The organism is Amycolatopsis echigonensis, assembly GCF_014174495.1.
In the GTDB taxonomy this organism is placed as follows: Bacteria; Actinomycetota; Actinomycetes; order Mycobacteriales; family Pseudonocardiaceae; genus Amycolatopsis; species Amycolatopsis echigonensis.
Genome location: NZ_JACJHR010000004.1, coordinates 103,802 through 118,622, shown reverse-complemented (window position 1 = coordinate 118,622; position 14,821 = coordinate 103,802). Strand labels below are relative to the sequence as shown.

The following is a 14,821-nucleotide window of genomic DNA, read 5'->3' as shown; positions in this document are numbered from 1 at the left end:
GACGACGGCGCATGCTTTGCCAGCTTGAGTTCACAACATGTCAGGCATTCGCGCCGCATCGAGTCACTGATTCACGACCATCGAGGAAAAGCGATGGGAAACAGCATGATTTCATCACGAATCCGGGGCTGGAAGTGTCCGCTGCCGCTCTCACGCTCATGCTGCCGCGGGGGGCTACCCGGCGTTCGCCTCGGCCGCGCCCGGGTGGCATTCGACGTGCCCGAGGTTGACCTTCTGGTCCCCTGTGCCGACCGAAACCGCGTCGAACGAGACACCGCCGTCCGGCAGTTTCTGTACCAGCTTCGTGCTCAGGGTCAGCCCCCTGCCGAAGTCGTACCCGCTCCCCTCGAACCGCTTCACATCGACCGACTGGTCGATCTTCGCGCCGAATGGCAGATCTGCCTCGAACCTGCCCTCCGCCAAAGACCCGCCTGCGGTCGCCCCGGCCGGACCGGCCTGACAGCTCTCATTGAGCCCCGTGACGTACAGAGTGGCCGTAACAACTGGGAGGTCGGAAATGACATCCAGCCGATCCATCAGCTTAGGGAAGTCGGAATTGACGACGTGTGCGTCGACCAGATTGACCACCTGGCGGAGAGTCAGCTTCAGGGTGACCTTGACGCCCGCACCGGAGATCTGCGCTGCCGACCTGCCCGCGGCTGGGTCCGCGGTCGTGGTCGCCTTGAGCTTTTCGAGACTGCCGTCCGCCAAGCCGAGCTTGAACTCGCTGGCGCCCAGCACCTCGCTCTCCGAGGCGGTGGCGTCGGAATCAGTCGCCGGCGCCACCGGCGACGCCGCCGACCCGACAGGCGCGTGGAGATGGACGGCGACCAGCCCGTCCAGCCCGGCGAGGTAAGCGTACGAGGTGGGACCTTGTTCGGCAGTGCTGGCCAGGCCGGCCGTTCCAAATATGCCCGCGAAGCCTACTGCCCCTGCCGTCGTGGACAACGCGACGATCCGTTTGATTCCCATCCGAAACCAGCCCTAACGTCGTTGTCGAAGCACGTTCACCCGCGGCACGAAGTCGACCCTCAGATTCAGAAGCAATTCTTTCGCCCGAGACTCTGAACTGTCAAGGACATGCTTCGGATTCACTCTTTAAGCAATGTAATTATTCCTGCTGACTACGGGAATAATTCACGTCTGCCGAAATGAGGCGGCGAAGTGGCTCCTGGCTGCGTTCTAAGAGGGTGCGTCGCTCGCCCTCGCCTCGACCGTCAACGGGTCGGTGCGCTCCTTGCCGCAGCTCGCGCTCATGGCGTAGGTACCAGGCTTGGCATCGGCGCTGATCGCGCCTTCGCCGCAGGCGACGTTCTTGATCGGACCACGGTACTCGGCGAGTTTGATCGCGCCAGTGACCGGTGAGACGACTGTCCCCCCGCCCGGCCCGCAGGAGAACGCGACCACGATAAAACGGTGCCCCGGCTCGACGGGGACGGGAAACACGGGCCTCGCGGTCGTGCTCGCCGACTGAGCCGATGCGGCCGGAGCGAGCCCGATCGCGCACGCGGCCACCCCTAGCGCCACGGTCCACTTAGTCCGCTTTGCCGCCATCGCAATCTCCTCGCGTTTCCCGAAGGGCCTAGCCACCTTCCTACCGGCAACGACGCGTCAACGCTCGAAACCGTTGGGTTCGGGTACCAGAAATGCCCCGAAAAGGGGGCTATTCTCAGGCAGGTGGGCCACCGAATGCCCGCTCAGGCGCGTCATTTCGCGCGGTCGCGGCAGCGCGGTCTTCCCGCCCTCGCTGTTCGAGCCGAACTGATCAGGCGCTGCCGAGGACCCGGTCGAGATAGGTGTTGGCGAACGTCCCGGCCGGGTCGCATTCCTTGCGGATCCGCAGGAAATCGTCGAAGTGCGGATAGCGGGTGCGCAGCACGGACGCGTCGAGGTCGTGCATCTTGCCCCAGTGCGGCCGCCCGCCGACCTGGCCCACGACGTTCTCGAACGCGGAGAAGTACTCGCGATAGGGCATGCCGAGGAACTGGTGGATCGCGATGTACGCGGAATCGCGGCCGTTCGCGGTGGACAGCCAGATGTCGTCCGCCGCGGCCACCCGCACCTCGACCGGGAACGCCACCGGATCTTTCAGCCGCGGCACCACACCGCGCAGCTCGGCCAGCACATCAAGCACGGATTCGCGCGGCACCGCGTACTCCGACTCCACGAACCGCACGCCGCGATGGGTCACGAAAACGCGGTGCGAAAGATCGCTGTACTCCCGAGGCGACGACACCTGCGAGGCGAACGCGCCCAGCGGCCGCACCAGCTTCGGCACCGCACGGCCGAGCCGGCAGAGCCCGCCGAACGCGACGTTCTCGGTGAGCTCGTAGTCGACGAACTGCTTGAGGCGGGACAACGGTTTCCGCTCGGCGTCCACCGGCAGCCGGTTGTTGCGCTTCACCAATGCCTTGGCGCCGTAGGGAAACCAGTAGAACTCGAAGTGGTCGTTGTTCGCCGCGTTGTCGTCGAAACCCTCGAGAACCTGCTCCAGCGGCTCCGGACGTTCTTGCGCGGAGAGCACAAAGGACTGTTCACATTGGAGGGTCACGGTGCTGATGACGCCCAGCGCGCCAAGGCCGACGCGGGCGGCGTGGAACAACTCCGGCCGCTCGTCGGCCGAGCAGCGGGCCACCGAACCGTCCGCGAGCACCAGTTCCAGCGCGACGATCTGCGTCGAGATTCCGCCGAACCGCGCACCGGTGCCGTGCGTGCCGGTGGAAATCGCGCCGGCGATCGTCTGTGCGTCGATGTCGCCGAGGTTCGTCATCGCGAGCCCGAGCGCGTCCAGCGCCGCGTTGAGAGTGCGGAGAGTGGTGCCGGAACGGACCGTGACCTGCTGCGTTTCGAGGTCGGCGCGTTCGATGCCGGTCCAGGCGGCGAGGTCGAGCGCGTCGGAATCAGCGGCGGCGATCGCGGTGAACGAATGCCCGCTGCCCCACGCGCGGACGCGGTGCCCCGCCTCGGCGACCCCGGCCACGACCTCGGCGATCTCGGCCGCGCTGCGCGGCCGGTGCACCCGTTGCGGGGTGGCCTTGGCCGTTCCGGCCCAGTTGCTCCACTGGCGACGCTGAATCGGCAAGAATATCGCTCGGCCCCCTTTGAGGGATACAATTATTCCCGTTGACTACGGGAATAATTCAGCTAACTCGACTGAGCAGCACATAGATTCGAAGGCAGTTCGCGCACCGTGAATCGAATCCCGCTGGATTCACCCTCCGGACGAACTCGGGACTCAGGGAAAGCGGAATCCCCTCCGGTCGGCGGAGTCCCTGAACCGCCAACCGGAGGGGAAGAAGCCCCGCCATGGACTGCACTGGAAGGGAACAGCCCATCGCGAAGCACTGCCCGTCTAACCCGAAATACCTTCGCGCGCAGCATATCCGCGAACATTTTCAGCCAAAACCCCGACATTTCCAAGGTGTCGCATAATACCTCGCAGAACCCTTTTAATCCTGCCGCGCGGAAGGATGGGTGAGAAATTCATGCCGGGTTGCGGATTTCCGTCCCGAGCGCTCAGGCGGCACGAATTGTCCCGGAAAGGGGGACCGCGGGTTGGGTGCCGATGGTGAGCTGTCCGTCGGTGTGCGGGCCGATGGCGCTCTTGTCCGCGGTGACGGTCATCTGCAGGGTGCGGTGGTCGGCGCCCGCGGGGGATCCGGGAAGGTTGAGCTGGATCGGGTCGAGCACGACGAGGATTCGGCCGTCGTCCTCGATCCGGGTGCGGAGATCGCGTCCCGGGCCGCCGGTGTCGGCGACGTGGGTCGCCAGGCCGGTGAACCGGAAGCCGGTGGGTGCGACGAATCGCTGTTCGGCCGTGGTGGACACGGGCATGCCCTTGGGGGCGGCGAACGACACGGTCAGGACGGTGTTCGCGCCGGCTCGCGCCTCCGGGACGAAGGTCTGCTCGGTGTGCAGTGCCGACTCCCCTGCCGGCGTCAGAGTGAAGGGGACCGGCGCGGACTGACGCTTCTGTCCGGCGGACGCGGCGGTCAGGGTGTGCTGCCCGGGTGCCAGGTTCACCGGCAGCGTCGTGCGCCAGGCACCGTCCTTCGACGCTCCCGTTTCAGCAACGGCGGCACCGTCAACGGTCACGCTCACCCGCTGGCCCGGCGCGGCGGTGCCGCTCACCGCGGCGCCGGGCCGCACCGACGCGCCCTTTGCCGGCGAAGCTACTACTGGCACTGGTTTGAGGTCGCCTGGATAGAGGTACTCCGGGGCCGGCTTGCCATTGCGGTAGATCCAGGCATCGAAAAAGCCCTGCAGATCCTTGTGCGACACCTCTTCGACGTAGCGCTGGAACTCCTGCATGTTCACGTTTCCGTCGCGATGCAGTGCGGGCCAAGTCTTGAGCACGCGGTCGAACGCCTCCTGCCCCACATACTTGCTCAGTGCGTGCAGCATGACCGGGCCCTTGAAGTACACGTCGGTGAATTCGTTGCCCGGGCCCATGTCGTAGAGCTTGCCCGCCCAGAACTTTTCACCGTTCGCGGCGATTTCGTCGAAGTACCTGGCGTCGAGGTCCACGCCGTCCTTCGCCTGCTCCCACTGCCAGGTCGCATACGACGCGAAGCATTCGTTGAGGCAGATGTCCTTCCACTTGTCGACGGCCACCGAGTCGCCGTACCACTGGTGCGCGTTCTCGTGCACGATCGTGCCGATGTCGCCCGCGCCGCCGGAGTAGATCGGACGGCTCATGGTCTCGAGCGAGTAGGGGATCTGCTCGTTCAGGTAGATGCCGCCCGCGGCGCTGGCCGGGTACTTCCCGAACTTCGACTCCAGGAAGTCGAGGATCTCCGGCAGCCTCGCGTCGGCCTGCTTGGTGGTGTCCGGGATACCCGGGGCGTACGCGCTGACGATCGGGGTGCCGTCCGCGCGCTGACGCTTGTTCAAGGTCCACTTGTCGATCGCGAGCGTGGTCATGTAGGGCGCGGCCGGAGTGTCCTCGGACCACACGTGCGTGGTGCCCCCAGCGGTCTTGAACGTTCCCGCCTCGCGGCCGTTGGAAATCGCCTTCCACTCGTCCGGAACCGTGACGGCCAACCGGAACCGGGCCTTGTCGCGGGGAGTCTCGTTGGCCGGGTACCAGGTCATGGCCGACTGCGGCTGGCCTGCCGCGAACGCTCCGCCGGACCTGGTGTGCTGCCAGCCGTTCGAGCCGTCCTCGCCGATAGCACCCGGTATCGCCTCCGGGACGCCGTGGTAGGCGATCTCGGCGCTGAAGCGCAGCCCGCGCGCGAGCGAGTTGCGCGGCGTGATCACGAGTTCGTGGTCGCCAGTGCGGCTGAACTGGGCGGGAAGGCCGTTGACCTTGACCGAGTCGACGGTGAGGCCGCGCAAGTCGAGGTTGAACGAACTGAGCGATTGGGTCGCCCGTGCGTTGACTGTCTGCAGGCCGGTGAGCTGGCGGCTGTCCGGCGCGTAGGCGACCTTGAGGTCGTAGTCGGACACGTCGTACCCGCCGTTGCCGTCCTGCGGGTAGTAGCTGTCCCCGGCCCCGTCCGCGCCCGGGGCCGGCCTGTCCTGGCCGGCCGAGGCGACGGTGGCGCCGAACGTCAATGCGGTGAGGGTGGCGGCGACGGTAACTGCCGGACGACGCCAGCGTTGCGGTGCTGTCATGACACTCCTGATCGTGGTGGAAACGTCGGTGCCCTGAGTCCGTGGGTCGTCTCGAGAGGACCGCGACGGCCCACGGTCAGGTCAACGTGCGGCGACGAGCGCCTAGGCCTGCGACTTCATCAGCTTCGGGTATTCCTTCTGGAACTTCTCGATCACCGTGGCGGACGGAACGATCTTGTTCGGGTTGTCCTGCTTGAGGGCTTGCTGCTCGCCCCACGTACCCGCGGCTTTGCGCTGGGCGGGAGTGCCGTGGCTGTGCTCGCAGTCGCCGATGGAAGCACTCAGGTAGGCGAACTCCTGCTGCGCGCGGGCATCCCACGCCGCGCCCTTCGCATGCGCGAGGAAATAGCCCGCGTAGGCGTCCGGACCCATTTCCCCGGACTCGTCGCTCGGCGAGTTGTCGTGCGCGAAATCGACGTGGTGCCCGTACTCGTGTCCCAAGATCCCTTCCACCGACACATCGCCGAAGCCGTCCTGGCCGACCAGGTCGAGCAGGCCGTCGCCCAGCAGGATGCGCTTGCCGCCCGCGCTGTCAGGCGGAGCCGCGAACGCGTTGCCCGAAAGCAATGGGTTCCGTCCGCCCTGCAAGGCCGGCACCTCGTGCACGACCTTGCTCGCCAGCGCGCCCGCCGCCGCGGCCCGCTCCGGGGCGAAGCCGCGCGCGAACGTCTCCTTCATTTTCTCCGGGCTGGCCGCGTCCGTGCCCTTATACGCCACCAGCTGAATGTTCCAGCTCTCGATGTCCCAGAACCCGCGCAGCTTGTCGATCGCGGCAGTGGCGCGGGGCGTGTACTGGCCGTCGGTGCCGAAGACCTGCGGGCTCTTGTCGTTCGCGACAACCGACGCGTACAGGTTGTTGAGGCTGTCGACCACGGACGCCGCTCGCCTTTCCACATCCGTGAGCGATGCTTGGAGCTTTTCGAACTCGGAAATCAGCGCCCCGGGGGTGCAACCCGGAATGGCGCCCGGCTCGCCTTCGGCTTTCCGGCCGGACCCGAAAATCGGCGACTCGATCAGCGGCTTGCTGTCGCGCAGCACGCTGGCGACTCCCGGCTCCTGCACGAGATCCTGGAATTCCCGCTCCAACTGTGCGATGTCCTTCTCTACCGAAGAAGGCTTCGCCGGATTCGGCGCGGCCGCTTCCGCCGGGACGGCCGTACCGGCCGCAGCCGCTACGAGAACACCGACTGCGACAAAGGTCCTGCTGAGAGTTCGGGGGCGTAGTGACACGAGGTACCTCTCCTCCGGTTCATCAGTGCGAAGCTGCGAACGTAAGTCAATATCCGCCGAGAGAACAGGTACGCGAACTAAAAACCCCAGCATCGAGGCAGAACTTTAGTATTGAATCGGACCGCCGGGTTCCCCTTTGCCGGAACGCGAGCGAATGGTCAAGCGTTCCCACGAAAGTCATGAGAAAAATAATGTCCACGAGCCGATTCCGTCCAGGACGGTCAGAGCGCGGAACGGGAACGACCGCGCCAGCAGCGAAAGCGGACTATCGCGGCTCGTGCCCCGAACCGCTGGCCGGAGAACTCGCTGAACTGGCCGCCGACGTTTCGGTGCTTGGCCCGCATTCGCCGCCAACTCCGTCGCCGGGGGACTTCTCTCCGCTGCGGCGGCTTTCTCGCGTCGATGACTCCGGAGACCGCGACGCCTTTTCGTCAAGCGTCGACGGAACTTCGTCCGGACTCGGCGTTTCGCACCTCGGGGGCGTCGTGCTGGCCGAGGTCGGCGGGGTGCCGGTCGTGCTGGCCGGCGGAGTCGTCGGTTCCGGCTTCGTCGAGGTGGCGGGCAACTCCCCGCTGGCGGGTGCGCCGCTGCTCGGCGAGTTCGAGTTCGCAGGCCCCGTGCTGTCGGGAGCCGCGGAGGTCGGTGCCGCGGGCGCTTGCGGGACCGGTACCGCGCTCGGCGTGCTCTCGGCCGGTTTCCCCGGCGGAACACCGATCGGCGCGTCGGCGTCGGGCAGTTCCGCGGCTCCGCCGCGGTAGCGGACCGCCCAGGCCATTACAGTGTCCACATAGGATTGCGAGTTGTTGTACCGGCGCACGGCGACCCGCTGGCCGCCGTCCGAGGAAAGGTCAAGACCGCCCGAGCAGAGGTAGCGGCCCGCGGCGAGAGTTTCGTCGTAAACGTTGTTCGGGTCGGAAACCCCGTCGCCGTTGCCGTCGGAAGCGTACTGGCGCCAGGTGCCGGTGATGAACTGCATCGCGCCGACGGCGTGATCCCACACCGGGTCGCCGGTGAACACGCCGCCGTCGGAGGAGCGGATCGCCGCGAATCCGCCCGTCCCGTTGAGCGCCGGGCCCAGGATGCGCTCGAGGGTGTTCCCCTTCTCGTCGACGTAGCCGCCGCGCGCGTGGTTCGACTCGATGCGGCCAACGCTGGCGAGCAGTGCCCAGTCGACGCGACAGCCCGGCTGTTGCTTGCCCATGAGGGCGGCCGCGTTCCGGTATGCCTTGAGCATGCTGGCGGGAATTCCCAGCGGGCCGGACGCTCCGGCTGAGCCGGAATCGGCGCGCGGCTCGGGCGGCTCGGGTATCTCGGGCAGCTGCGGCAGACGTCCGTCGACCGACATCGGCGGGACTTCGGCACGAGGGCCCGCCGGCGCGGGGAGCTGCTGAGCTCCAGGCCGGGTGAGCGCGACCGGCGAACTCGGCCCGCTGGCCGCGACCCCTGGCAGGATCGCCAGGACGCCGCCAGCGAGGGCAGCCGCAGTCCGCCCTCGAGCCGAACGCGTTCCGCGTTTCCCATCAGGCCACATCGCCGCCTACTCCCCGCCATTCCAGCCAAGCGTTGAGCGTTAATTACGAATCCCCTCGATGGGTCCGCGTAACGTCTCCTCGATCCACGTTAACTCGCGCTGATGCGGCTTTCGACAATGAAATATCACTGACCCGCTGTGCAATTTTTCATGCGGTCAGTCTCACTTTCGCGCGGGCGCGCTTCAGCAACGCGAGCCGCCGTGGCGGAGAGGCTTTCGCCTCGCCTCCACGGCGGCTCGTCAACCCCGGCCCCGCTGGTGATCAGCGGTGTTTCGGGAACTCCACCAGCTGTTGATACGTCGGACGGTTCTGCCATCCGATGCTGGGCGCCAACGCCGCGCCCATGGGCGTGAACCGGATCTTGTCAGCGCACCACGCGTCGCCGGCCTTGCACTCGTCGTCGCCCGGGTAGACCTCTGAACTCGGCGTGTCGACGGCTTCCTTGAGCGTGCGCAGCAGGGTGCCGCGGCAGTCTTCCAGCGTTCCGCAGAAGCGGGTCGGCATCGGACCGTTCACCTGCTGTCCCAGCGTGGCCCGCAGGTCCTTGTCCACATAGGACCACCAGCCGTATTCGAACGCGGATCCTCGGTGCGGAGCCGTCTTCCCACCCGGAGTGGGCGTCGAGGGCGCCTCGTCGACCTGCAAGTTCCGCTCCGTGGCAGCGTACAGTTGGTCGCCCATGCCCGGCCGGAACATCGCATCCACCAGCCGCGGCCACCACGCGTCCATGATCTTGATGGCGCGGTCGTCGATGTAAATCTTGGCCCCCGGCATCGTGTTCCGCTTGGCGCCGTGCTCCTTCCACCTTCGCAAGTCCTCAAGGCCCTTCTTGACCGCCGGATCGACGCCGCCCGAGCCGCTGTCGAGCACCTGCAAGAGGTTCGGGAGGATCATCTCGCCCCGCAGGTCCGCGACCGCCGCGTCCTCCATGGTCTTCGCGAGGTCGGCCCGGTCGATTTTCTTCCCGTTCGCGATCAGGTCCTTCACTCGCCGGTCCAGCAGGTCCGCGCGATGCACGGATCCGTCGCCGAAACTTCCGTCCACCTGGCCTTCCGCGGACTTGTTGTTCCAGCTGACGTAATAGTCCTGGTCGATCGAGGCCGGATGCTGCTCGCCCGGCATGCCCTGCACCACATTGGTCTTCGGGTCCCAGTTCCGCCATTCGGTCTCCGGATTCGCCCAGATCGGGAGGTTCGGGTCGACGTTCGCCGCCCGGACCGGCTGGAGACCGGAGTTGTAGTACGCCGTGTGCTTCGAGTCAGCGTAGAACCAGTTGAAGGTGAATCCGATCTCCGAGGCCGCCTTCTGGAAGTCCTCAGGCCCCTTCATCTGCTCCGGGTCGTTGAACCTCATGAACCCCAACGCCACCTGCATTTCGTTGCGGTAGGTGGACCGCAGCTCCGTGTAGGCGACCGGAACCCCCTCGACGGTGGCCCGCTGCCGCACGATGCCGTATTTCGTCCGCAACACCCGCAACCCGTCCGCGCTCTCCACCGGATCCAGCTTCTCGCACTTGCCGCCGTCCAGGTAGCCGTCGGATTCCTTGCCGGCCGGGCGGCCGTCAACGTTGCAGAGCTTCACCGTGTACGTGTCGATGATGCTTTGATGCGCCGACGTCGCGCTCCACGAGTAGTCCGGGCCACGACCGATCAGCACGTAAGGACCGGTCCCCGGGAACATGACCCCGTGCGCGCTGATCCCCGGCCCTTGAATGTCCTGGAGCATCAGGATCTCCGGAGCGAAATAACCCGTCTGCGGCCCGAACATGGCGATCGGGCTCCCGCTCTTCGTATGCGCTCCCGAAACCACCAGGGCGTTCGACATTCCCTTTGCCCGGCCGAGATAGTTCCTCGGCAGCGCCTCCGGGGACGAAGACGTTCCCTCGGTTGGCGCACCCGCGCTCGCCGAACCGCCCGAACCGGCCTCCACCGGCTCTTCTGTCAGCGACCCCGGGTCAGGCATCGCCACGTGCTGCGGGTCCTTCGGGCTGGCCCCGTAGGGGACCTTCGCGGCACCGCGCTGCGTCACGGTCGTTTCCGGATCGTCCGCCGACCGCAGCGAGTCCCACACCTTGCTGCCCTGTTCCTTGCCGTACTTCAGCTCCGCCGCCACCTTCGCGACCGCCGCGAGCGCCTGCCCGCCGCCCGCGGCGCCGAACTGCCCGCCCAGCAAGGTCGCCGCTCCGACCACGTCGTTCAGCGAGAACGGCTTGATTTCCGGCGCATGCAAGACCTCGAGCAGTTTAGGAGCATTGGCGATCAGCTTGCCGAGGTCGATGGAAGAAAAATTCCCCTGCAGCAGCTTCGAAAGCTCGCCCACGACCGCGGTGCCCGGCTCCAAGAGCTTTCCCCAGTAGTCGGCGGGAAGATCCAGCTTGAGCGAATCAATGAATGCCCTGTCCCCAGCGGACAAGTCTTTCGCCGTGGAAAGGTTCTTGAGGTATGAGCTGCTCCCGCTGGCGTCCTTGATGTACCGGTTGATCCCGTCCACGTAGTTTTGGAGGTCGCGCACAATCTTCACGCCGTCCGGCCCGCTATTGCGAAGCTGCTCAATCTGCCGGTCCCGGTCTTCGACGGTCTCCGCGATCTTCGGCCACAATTCTTTCTGGAAGTCCCCCGCGACGCTCCCGGCGAACTGCACCGCGGAACCGTTCACCATGTTGCGCAGCAGGTCCATCATGAAGAGGCGGTCCTGGCCTGCCGCGTAGCCGGAGCCGTACGTCGTGCCGTCCCGGGTCGTTCCCTTGATGTACGGGACTCCGCGAGCATCCCGGGAAATGGTCACGTCGTCGCGGCCGGGAACCGGAACCGGCCCGGTACCGCCTTGCGGCACGGCGAACGACGAGGAGTTCATGAACTCGCCGATCTTCTCGTTCGTCAGGTTCTGATAGTTCGTCCGCAGCGAATCGTAGGCTGCCACCTGATCGCGTCCGTGCGGCACTTCGAAGGAGAACGACCTGGTCTTCGCGAACTGCTGAAGCACTTCGGACCTCGACAGATTGCTGCCCTGCCCGGGCGGCAGAATGTCGTGGCACTGGTCCCTGCAGTAGTCGGCGTAGCCGCCTGGATCGGGGCCGGGAGCGCCTGGCGAGGCGCCCGCCACGCCGGGCATGGCCACCGATGCCAGGACGATGACCAGGGCCTGACACGCAAGGCTCACTTTTCGAGCAACGCTGCTCTTTGACATGCGACACTCCTTGGTGCACGTCCGACGACGCGCGAACGGACTCGTTCTCCTCCGGAAACGACGAGGAATTCTCGAAGAAAGACAAATCCATATCCAGCATGGAATTGAATTACTGTACCCGCATCATTGCGGAAAACCTCTTCAGCTGACTGACCGTCGTGCGGTCAGCGATGCGGTCCTGGAGACCGGCGTGTCCCCGGTCTTCGGAACGGCGGCCGCGGTTCGCCCGCACTCAACAGCGGCTGTTTCCCGCTGTTCACGTCGTCACCCGCCCGGTGAACTGAGCGGCGCCGAAACCGTCGACCGTCACCTGTCCGCCGGTCTTCTCGCCCGCGGTCGCGTTCGCGTCGGCGGTGACGTGGAACGTCACCTGAAGCTGGTTCGGCGGGTAGTCGCCACCGGACAGCTTCTTGACGACGTCGTCGCGGCTCACCGGGTCCACGGACGGGAAGACGAAGGTCATCGTCTTCCCGTCCGGGCTCACCGAAACGAGATCGGCCAGCCACGTGCACGCGCCGTTGTTCCGGCCGTCCTTGTCACTGGCGTTCGCCGTGATGTTGTAGCGGCCGCGCACCGTGGATTTCTCGTCCGAGATCGGCTGGAACGTGAAACCGTCCGGAGCCTTGATGGTGATCTTCTTGCCCACCACCGACGAGAGGTCGCCGTTCTCCGGCTGGATCGCGAAGGTCGCCAGGTGATCCCCGCCAGGCGCGGCGGACGGTGACCAGAGCAAGGAGATCGCGCTGGCTTCAACCGTCTTCGGGTCGGAGAACAACGCATCCGAGACCGGGGTCGCCGCGTCCGTCGCCCGAATCCGGACGGCCGTTCCGAGCGGCACGTTCTTGTCCAGCGAGACTCGAGCCGTTCCGTTCTCGATTGTCGCCGGGGACCCGAGCGGCTTGCCGTTCTTGTCGACCGGGGTGACCGTGGCTCCGTTGCTGCCGGAGACCGTCAGCACCTGACCGGGCGATACCGCGCCGTCTTCGGGGTCGGTGATCACCGGCCGGGCCAGGGCCGGAAGCACCGTCAGCCGGCGGCCCGCCGACTGGCCCGTGACCTTGCCGTCGCTCGTCTCGGACGTGACGAACACCTGGTGCGGCTTGCCGTCCGCAGGCACGACCGGCGGCACCCGCAGCGCCCACTTGCCGTCGTGGCCGACGTAGGCCGTAGGGGCCGGAATTCGCGCACCGTCGATGTTCCACCTGATCAGCGTGTCCCTGGGGCCGGTCCCGGTCAGGCCGCCGCCCTCGTGGACGACGAGGTCGTCCGGGCCGTCGACGGCCGGAGCGGCCGGTGCTTCCGGGAGATCCACGGGAAGAAAGGCCCGGCCCGCGATGTCGGCCGCGTTGCCGCCGCCGGACTGGACGATGCCCGCCACCTCGATGTTCCGGACCAGGTCCGACGGGACGCGGAAGCGACAGGACGCGACGAGCGAATAAGCACGCAATGCGGCGAGATCGGCGGCGGGGTCGGAGCCCTTGCTCATCTTCGCGATGATGTCCTGCACGAACGCCGCGAACGCGGCACCGTCGACGTCGCGGCCGTCCTGCTGACCGTCGGTGACCCGCAGGGTTCCCATCGCGTCGTCGTAATCCTCGCACCGGTACCCGTCGAGCTTGATCGTGGCGAGTTTCGACGATGCGAAATGCTGAAGGCCTTGCAGGAACTCGATCTGCCCGCCGGCGACCCCTCGCCGCGGTGCGACGACCGACATCCGCGCCAGCGCCAAGGACATCTTGACTGTCACGACACTGTCCGGCTTGGCCCCCGCCCGCGGCGCGTCCGTGGAGAACTGCATGCCGGGCGGCGTGCCGGCTTCCGCCGAAAGCTCCCGGAACTGCGCTGGGGCACCGGCCGACGCGACCCCGCCGAACGCACCTCCCGCGGCGGCAGCAATCAGCGTCGCCACGGACACCGCTCTGCGAGTGGTCGACGCGACGCGTCTCATCGCGTTTGCCATGAAGCGCCTTCTTTCGCCCTGAAGACCGAGGAATTCAGCCTTTGCCAAACATCGGCCCCGCGCCGACGAGCTTCGCGTAATTTACGAGAACTTTAAGCACGCGGAACCCGTGTTGGCAACGTCACAACTCGCATTCGTTGGACCATCCCGCCGGGGATATGCATTTTCATCCGTTGAAACGGTGATATTTTCATGTCGTCCGAGTGGGGCTCGGAAGGTTCGACGGGTGGCCCTGAAAAGGAGCGACACCGCTTCCGAACGTGCCGTCGCGCGGCAGGAGACATTCATTCGATTACCGGGAACTTGCACACTCGCGTGCCTCAGCGCGACGCCCGAGAGGGCACCGGGCTGCTCGACAACAAGACGCTGAGTCCTACCTGCGCTGAGCCGGGTAAATCGCCGACGGCGGCAGAGGCAGTTATTCGGTCCGGGCGTGGCAGGCCAGCGTGGGATCTCCCTCGGGCTCGGCGACAGCGACGGTGTTGTTCCGCGCATCCGGTGTCGTCGCCGCGGGTGCGAGCAAGCCGCCGCCGAGTTCCTGACGGCCGCGACGCGGACTGGCCTGATTGCCGGAGGTGAACATGCCTCCATTGTCGGCCGAGCCCGCGGCCACTGCGCCATTGACAATTCGAACGAGTGAGCCGCGCTGCTTGCGTGCCGCCACGTCGAGGAAACGGGTCTGCCAAGAGATGCCCCGTGAGCTCCAGGGTTCCTCGGCGGAGACCCGAGGGTCCGTACCGGCCAGGACCAGGGCGTTCCCATTCCTGCGGGTGATCATCTGTCGTTCTGACTCAACCTCAGTCTGGATGAACCGATCTCGGAGAGGTCGAACATCACGCAGGGCTTGCGGACGGCACGATCAGCTCGGACGTCGGGCACCTGGAGCAGGTGCGCACCAGGTTCGGGAAACCGTTGTGGGACATGGAACCCACCGACGCCGACGCCTACGTCGCACGAGCAGGACCTCGAGGAGGTTGCGGCCGAGTCGGTCGACTTCCTGCACGGTAAGCATGTCGCCAGAGCGCATGTAGTCGATGGCGGCGGTCAGCGCGGGGCGGGGCGTCGACGGCGAGCTTGCCGCTGATCTTCTCCTCGAATACCTTCACGCACAGTTCGTCGAGCGCGTCGCGCTGCCGCGCGGTCTCCTGTCGCTCGTGCTGACCCGTACCAGCCCGACCAGCTACCGGTTGTTGAACACCTCCACCTAGATGGAGGCTTCAGCGGCGCGGCGACGGGCGGACATTCAGTAATCGTTCGATTGTTGAACGCCGGAATGCGTCGGCCCGAGATGTCG

The 14,821-nt window shown here is 66.3% G+C and carries 10 protein-coding genes and 1 pseudogene; 1 reads left to right on the top strand and 10 read right to left on the bottom strand.

Annotated features, from left to right (window positions below; genetic code table 11):
• Window positions 1–174: 174 nt before the first annotated feature.
• From H5411_RS04575 to H5411_RS49230, 10 genes and pseudogenes are all read right to left on the bottom strand, one after another.
• Window positions 175–972, bottom strand: a complete 798-nt coding sequence (locus H5411_RS04575) for a hypothetical protein (protein ID WP_183123016.1) — start codon at window positions 970–972, stop codon at window positions 175–177.
• Window positions 973–1,182: 210 nt separating this feature from the next.
• Window positions 1,183–1,554, bottom strand: coding sequence for a hypothetical protein (locus H5411_RS04570; RefSeq protein WP_101438558.1), 372 nt, complete (start codon window positions 1,552–1,554; stop codon window positions 1,183–1,185).
• A gap of 211 nt (window positions 1,555–1,765) precedes the next feature.
• A complete protein-coding gene (locus H5411_RS04565) occupies window positions 1,766–3,076 on the bottom strand; it encodes a D-arabinono-1,4-lactone oxidase (RefSeq protein WP_183123038.1) in 1,311 nt (436 codons plus the stop codon).
• A gap of 1,109 nt (window positions 3,077–4,185) precedes the next feature.
• Window positions 4,186–5,619: pseudogene (locus H5411_RS04560) on the bottom strand (M1 family metallopeptidase); the annotation flags it as partial.
• 102 nt (window positions 5,620–5,721) lie between these two features.
• Window positions 5,722–6,849: a hypothetical protein gene (locus H5411_RS04555; protein ID WP_101438557.1), complete on the bottom strand. Its 1,128-nt coding sequence runs from the start codon at window positions 6,847–6,849 to the stop codon at window positions 5,722–5,724.
• A 265-nt stretch (window positions 6,850–7,114) separates the two neighbouring features.
• Window positions 7,115–8,194 carry a lytic transglycosylase domain-containing protein gene (locus H5411_RS04550; protein ID WP_101438556.1) on the bottom strand — a complete coding sequence of 360 codons (1,080 nt, stop codon included), beginning with the start codon at window positions 8,192–8,194 and terminating at the stop codon, window positions 7,115–7,117.
• 448 nt (window positions 8,195–8,642) lie between these two features.
• Window positions 8,643–11,567, bottom strand: a complete 2,925-nt coding sequence (locus tag H5411_RS04545) for a penicillin acylase family protein (RefSeq protein WP_205670153.1) — start codon at window positions 11,565–11,567, stop codon at window positions 8,643–8,645.
• A 256-nt stretch (window positions 11,568–11,823) separates the two neighbouring features.
• Complete coding sequence (locus tag H5411_RS04540) at window positions 11,824–13,527, bottom strand: Ig-like domain-containing protein (protein ID WP_134667131.1); 1,704 nt, start codon at window positions 13,525–13,527, stop codon at window positions 11,824–11,826.
• Window positions 13,528–13,945: 418 nt separating this feature from the next.
• Window positions 13,946–14,305 carry a hypothetical protein gene (locus H5411_RS04535; RefSeq protein ID WP_134667133.1) on the bottom strand — a complete coding sequence of 120 codons (360 nt, stop codon included), beginning with the start codon at window positions 14,303–14,305 and terminating at the stop codon, window positions 13,946–13,948.
• Window positions 14,306–14,386: 81 nt separating this feature from the next.
• Window positions 14,387–14,554, bottom strand: coding sequence for a hypothetical protein (locus H5411_RS49230; RefSeq protein WP_369333437.1), 168 nt, complete (start codon window positions 14,552–14,554; stop codon window positions 14,387–14,389).
• Between the two features lie 7 nt (window positions 14,555–14,561).
• Here H5411_RS49230 and H5411_RS46910 point away from each other — a divergent pair, with 7 nt between their 5' ends.
• Window positions 14,562–14,735, top strand: coding sequence for a hypothetical protein (locus H5411_RS46910; RefSeq protein ID WP_205670154.1), 174 nt, complete (start codon window positions 14,562–14,564; stop codon window positions 14,733–14,735).
• The last annotated feature ends 86 nt before the right edge of the window (window positions 14,736–14,821 follow it).

What these genes read in the sequence shown, in the direction of transcription:
- H5411_RS04575 (WP_183123016.1), bottom strand. Translation starts at nt 972, where the DNA reads ATGGGAATCAAACGGATCGTCGCGTTGTCCACGACGGCAGGGGCAGTA.
- H5411_RS04570 (WP_101438558.1), bottom strand. Translation starts at nt 1,554, where the DNA reads ATGGCGGCAAAGCGGACTAAGTGGACCGTGGCGCTAGGGGTGGCCGCG.
- H5411_RS04550 (WP_101438556.1), bottom strand. Translation starts at nt 8,194, where the DNA reads ATGTCGGTCGACGGACGTCTGCCGCAGCTGCCCGAGATACCCGAGCCG.
- H5411_RS04545 (WP_205670153.1), bottom strand. Translation starts at nt 11,567, where the DNA reads ATGTCAAAGAGCAGCGTTGCTCGAAAAGTGAGCCTTGCGTGTCAGGCC.
- H5411_RS04540 (WP_134667131.1), bottom strand. Translation starts at nt 13,527, where the DNA reads ATGGCAAACGCGATGAGACGCGTCGCGTCGACCACTCGCAGAGCGGTG.
- H5411_RS04535 (WP_134667133.1), bottom strand. Translation starts at nt 14,305, where the DNA reads ATGATCACCCGCAGGAATGGGAACGCCCTGGTCCTGGCCGGTACGGAC.
- H5411_RS49230 (WP_369333437.1), bottom strand. Translation starts at nt 14,554, where the DNA reads ATGCGCTCTGGCGACATGCTTACCGTGCAGGAAGTCGACCGACTCGGC.
- H5411_RS46910 (WP_205670154.1), top strand. Translation starts at nt 14,562, where the DNA reads ATGGCGGCGGTCAGCGCGGGGCGGGGCGTCGACGGCGAGCTTGCCGCT.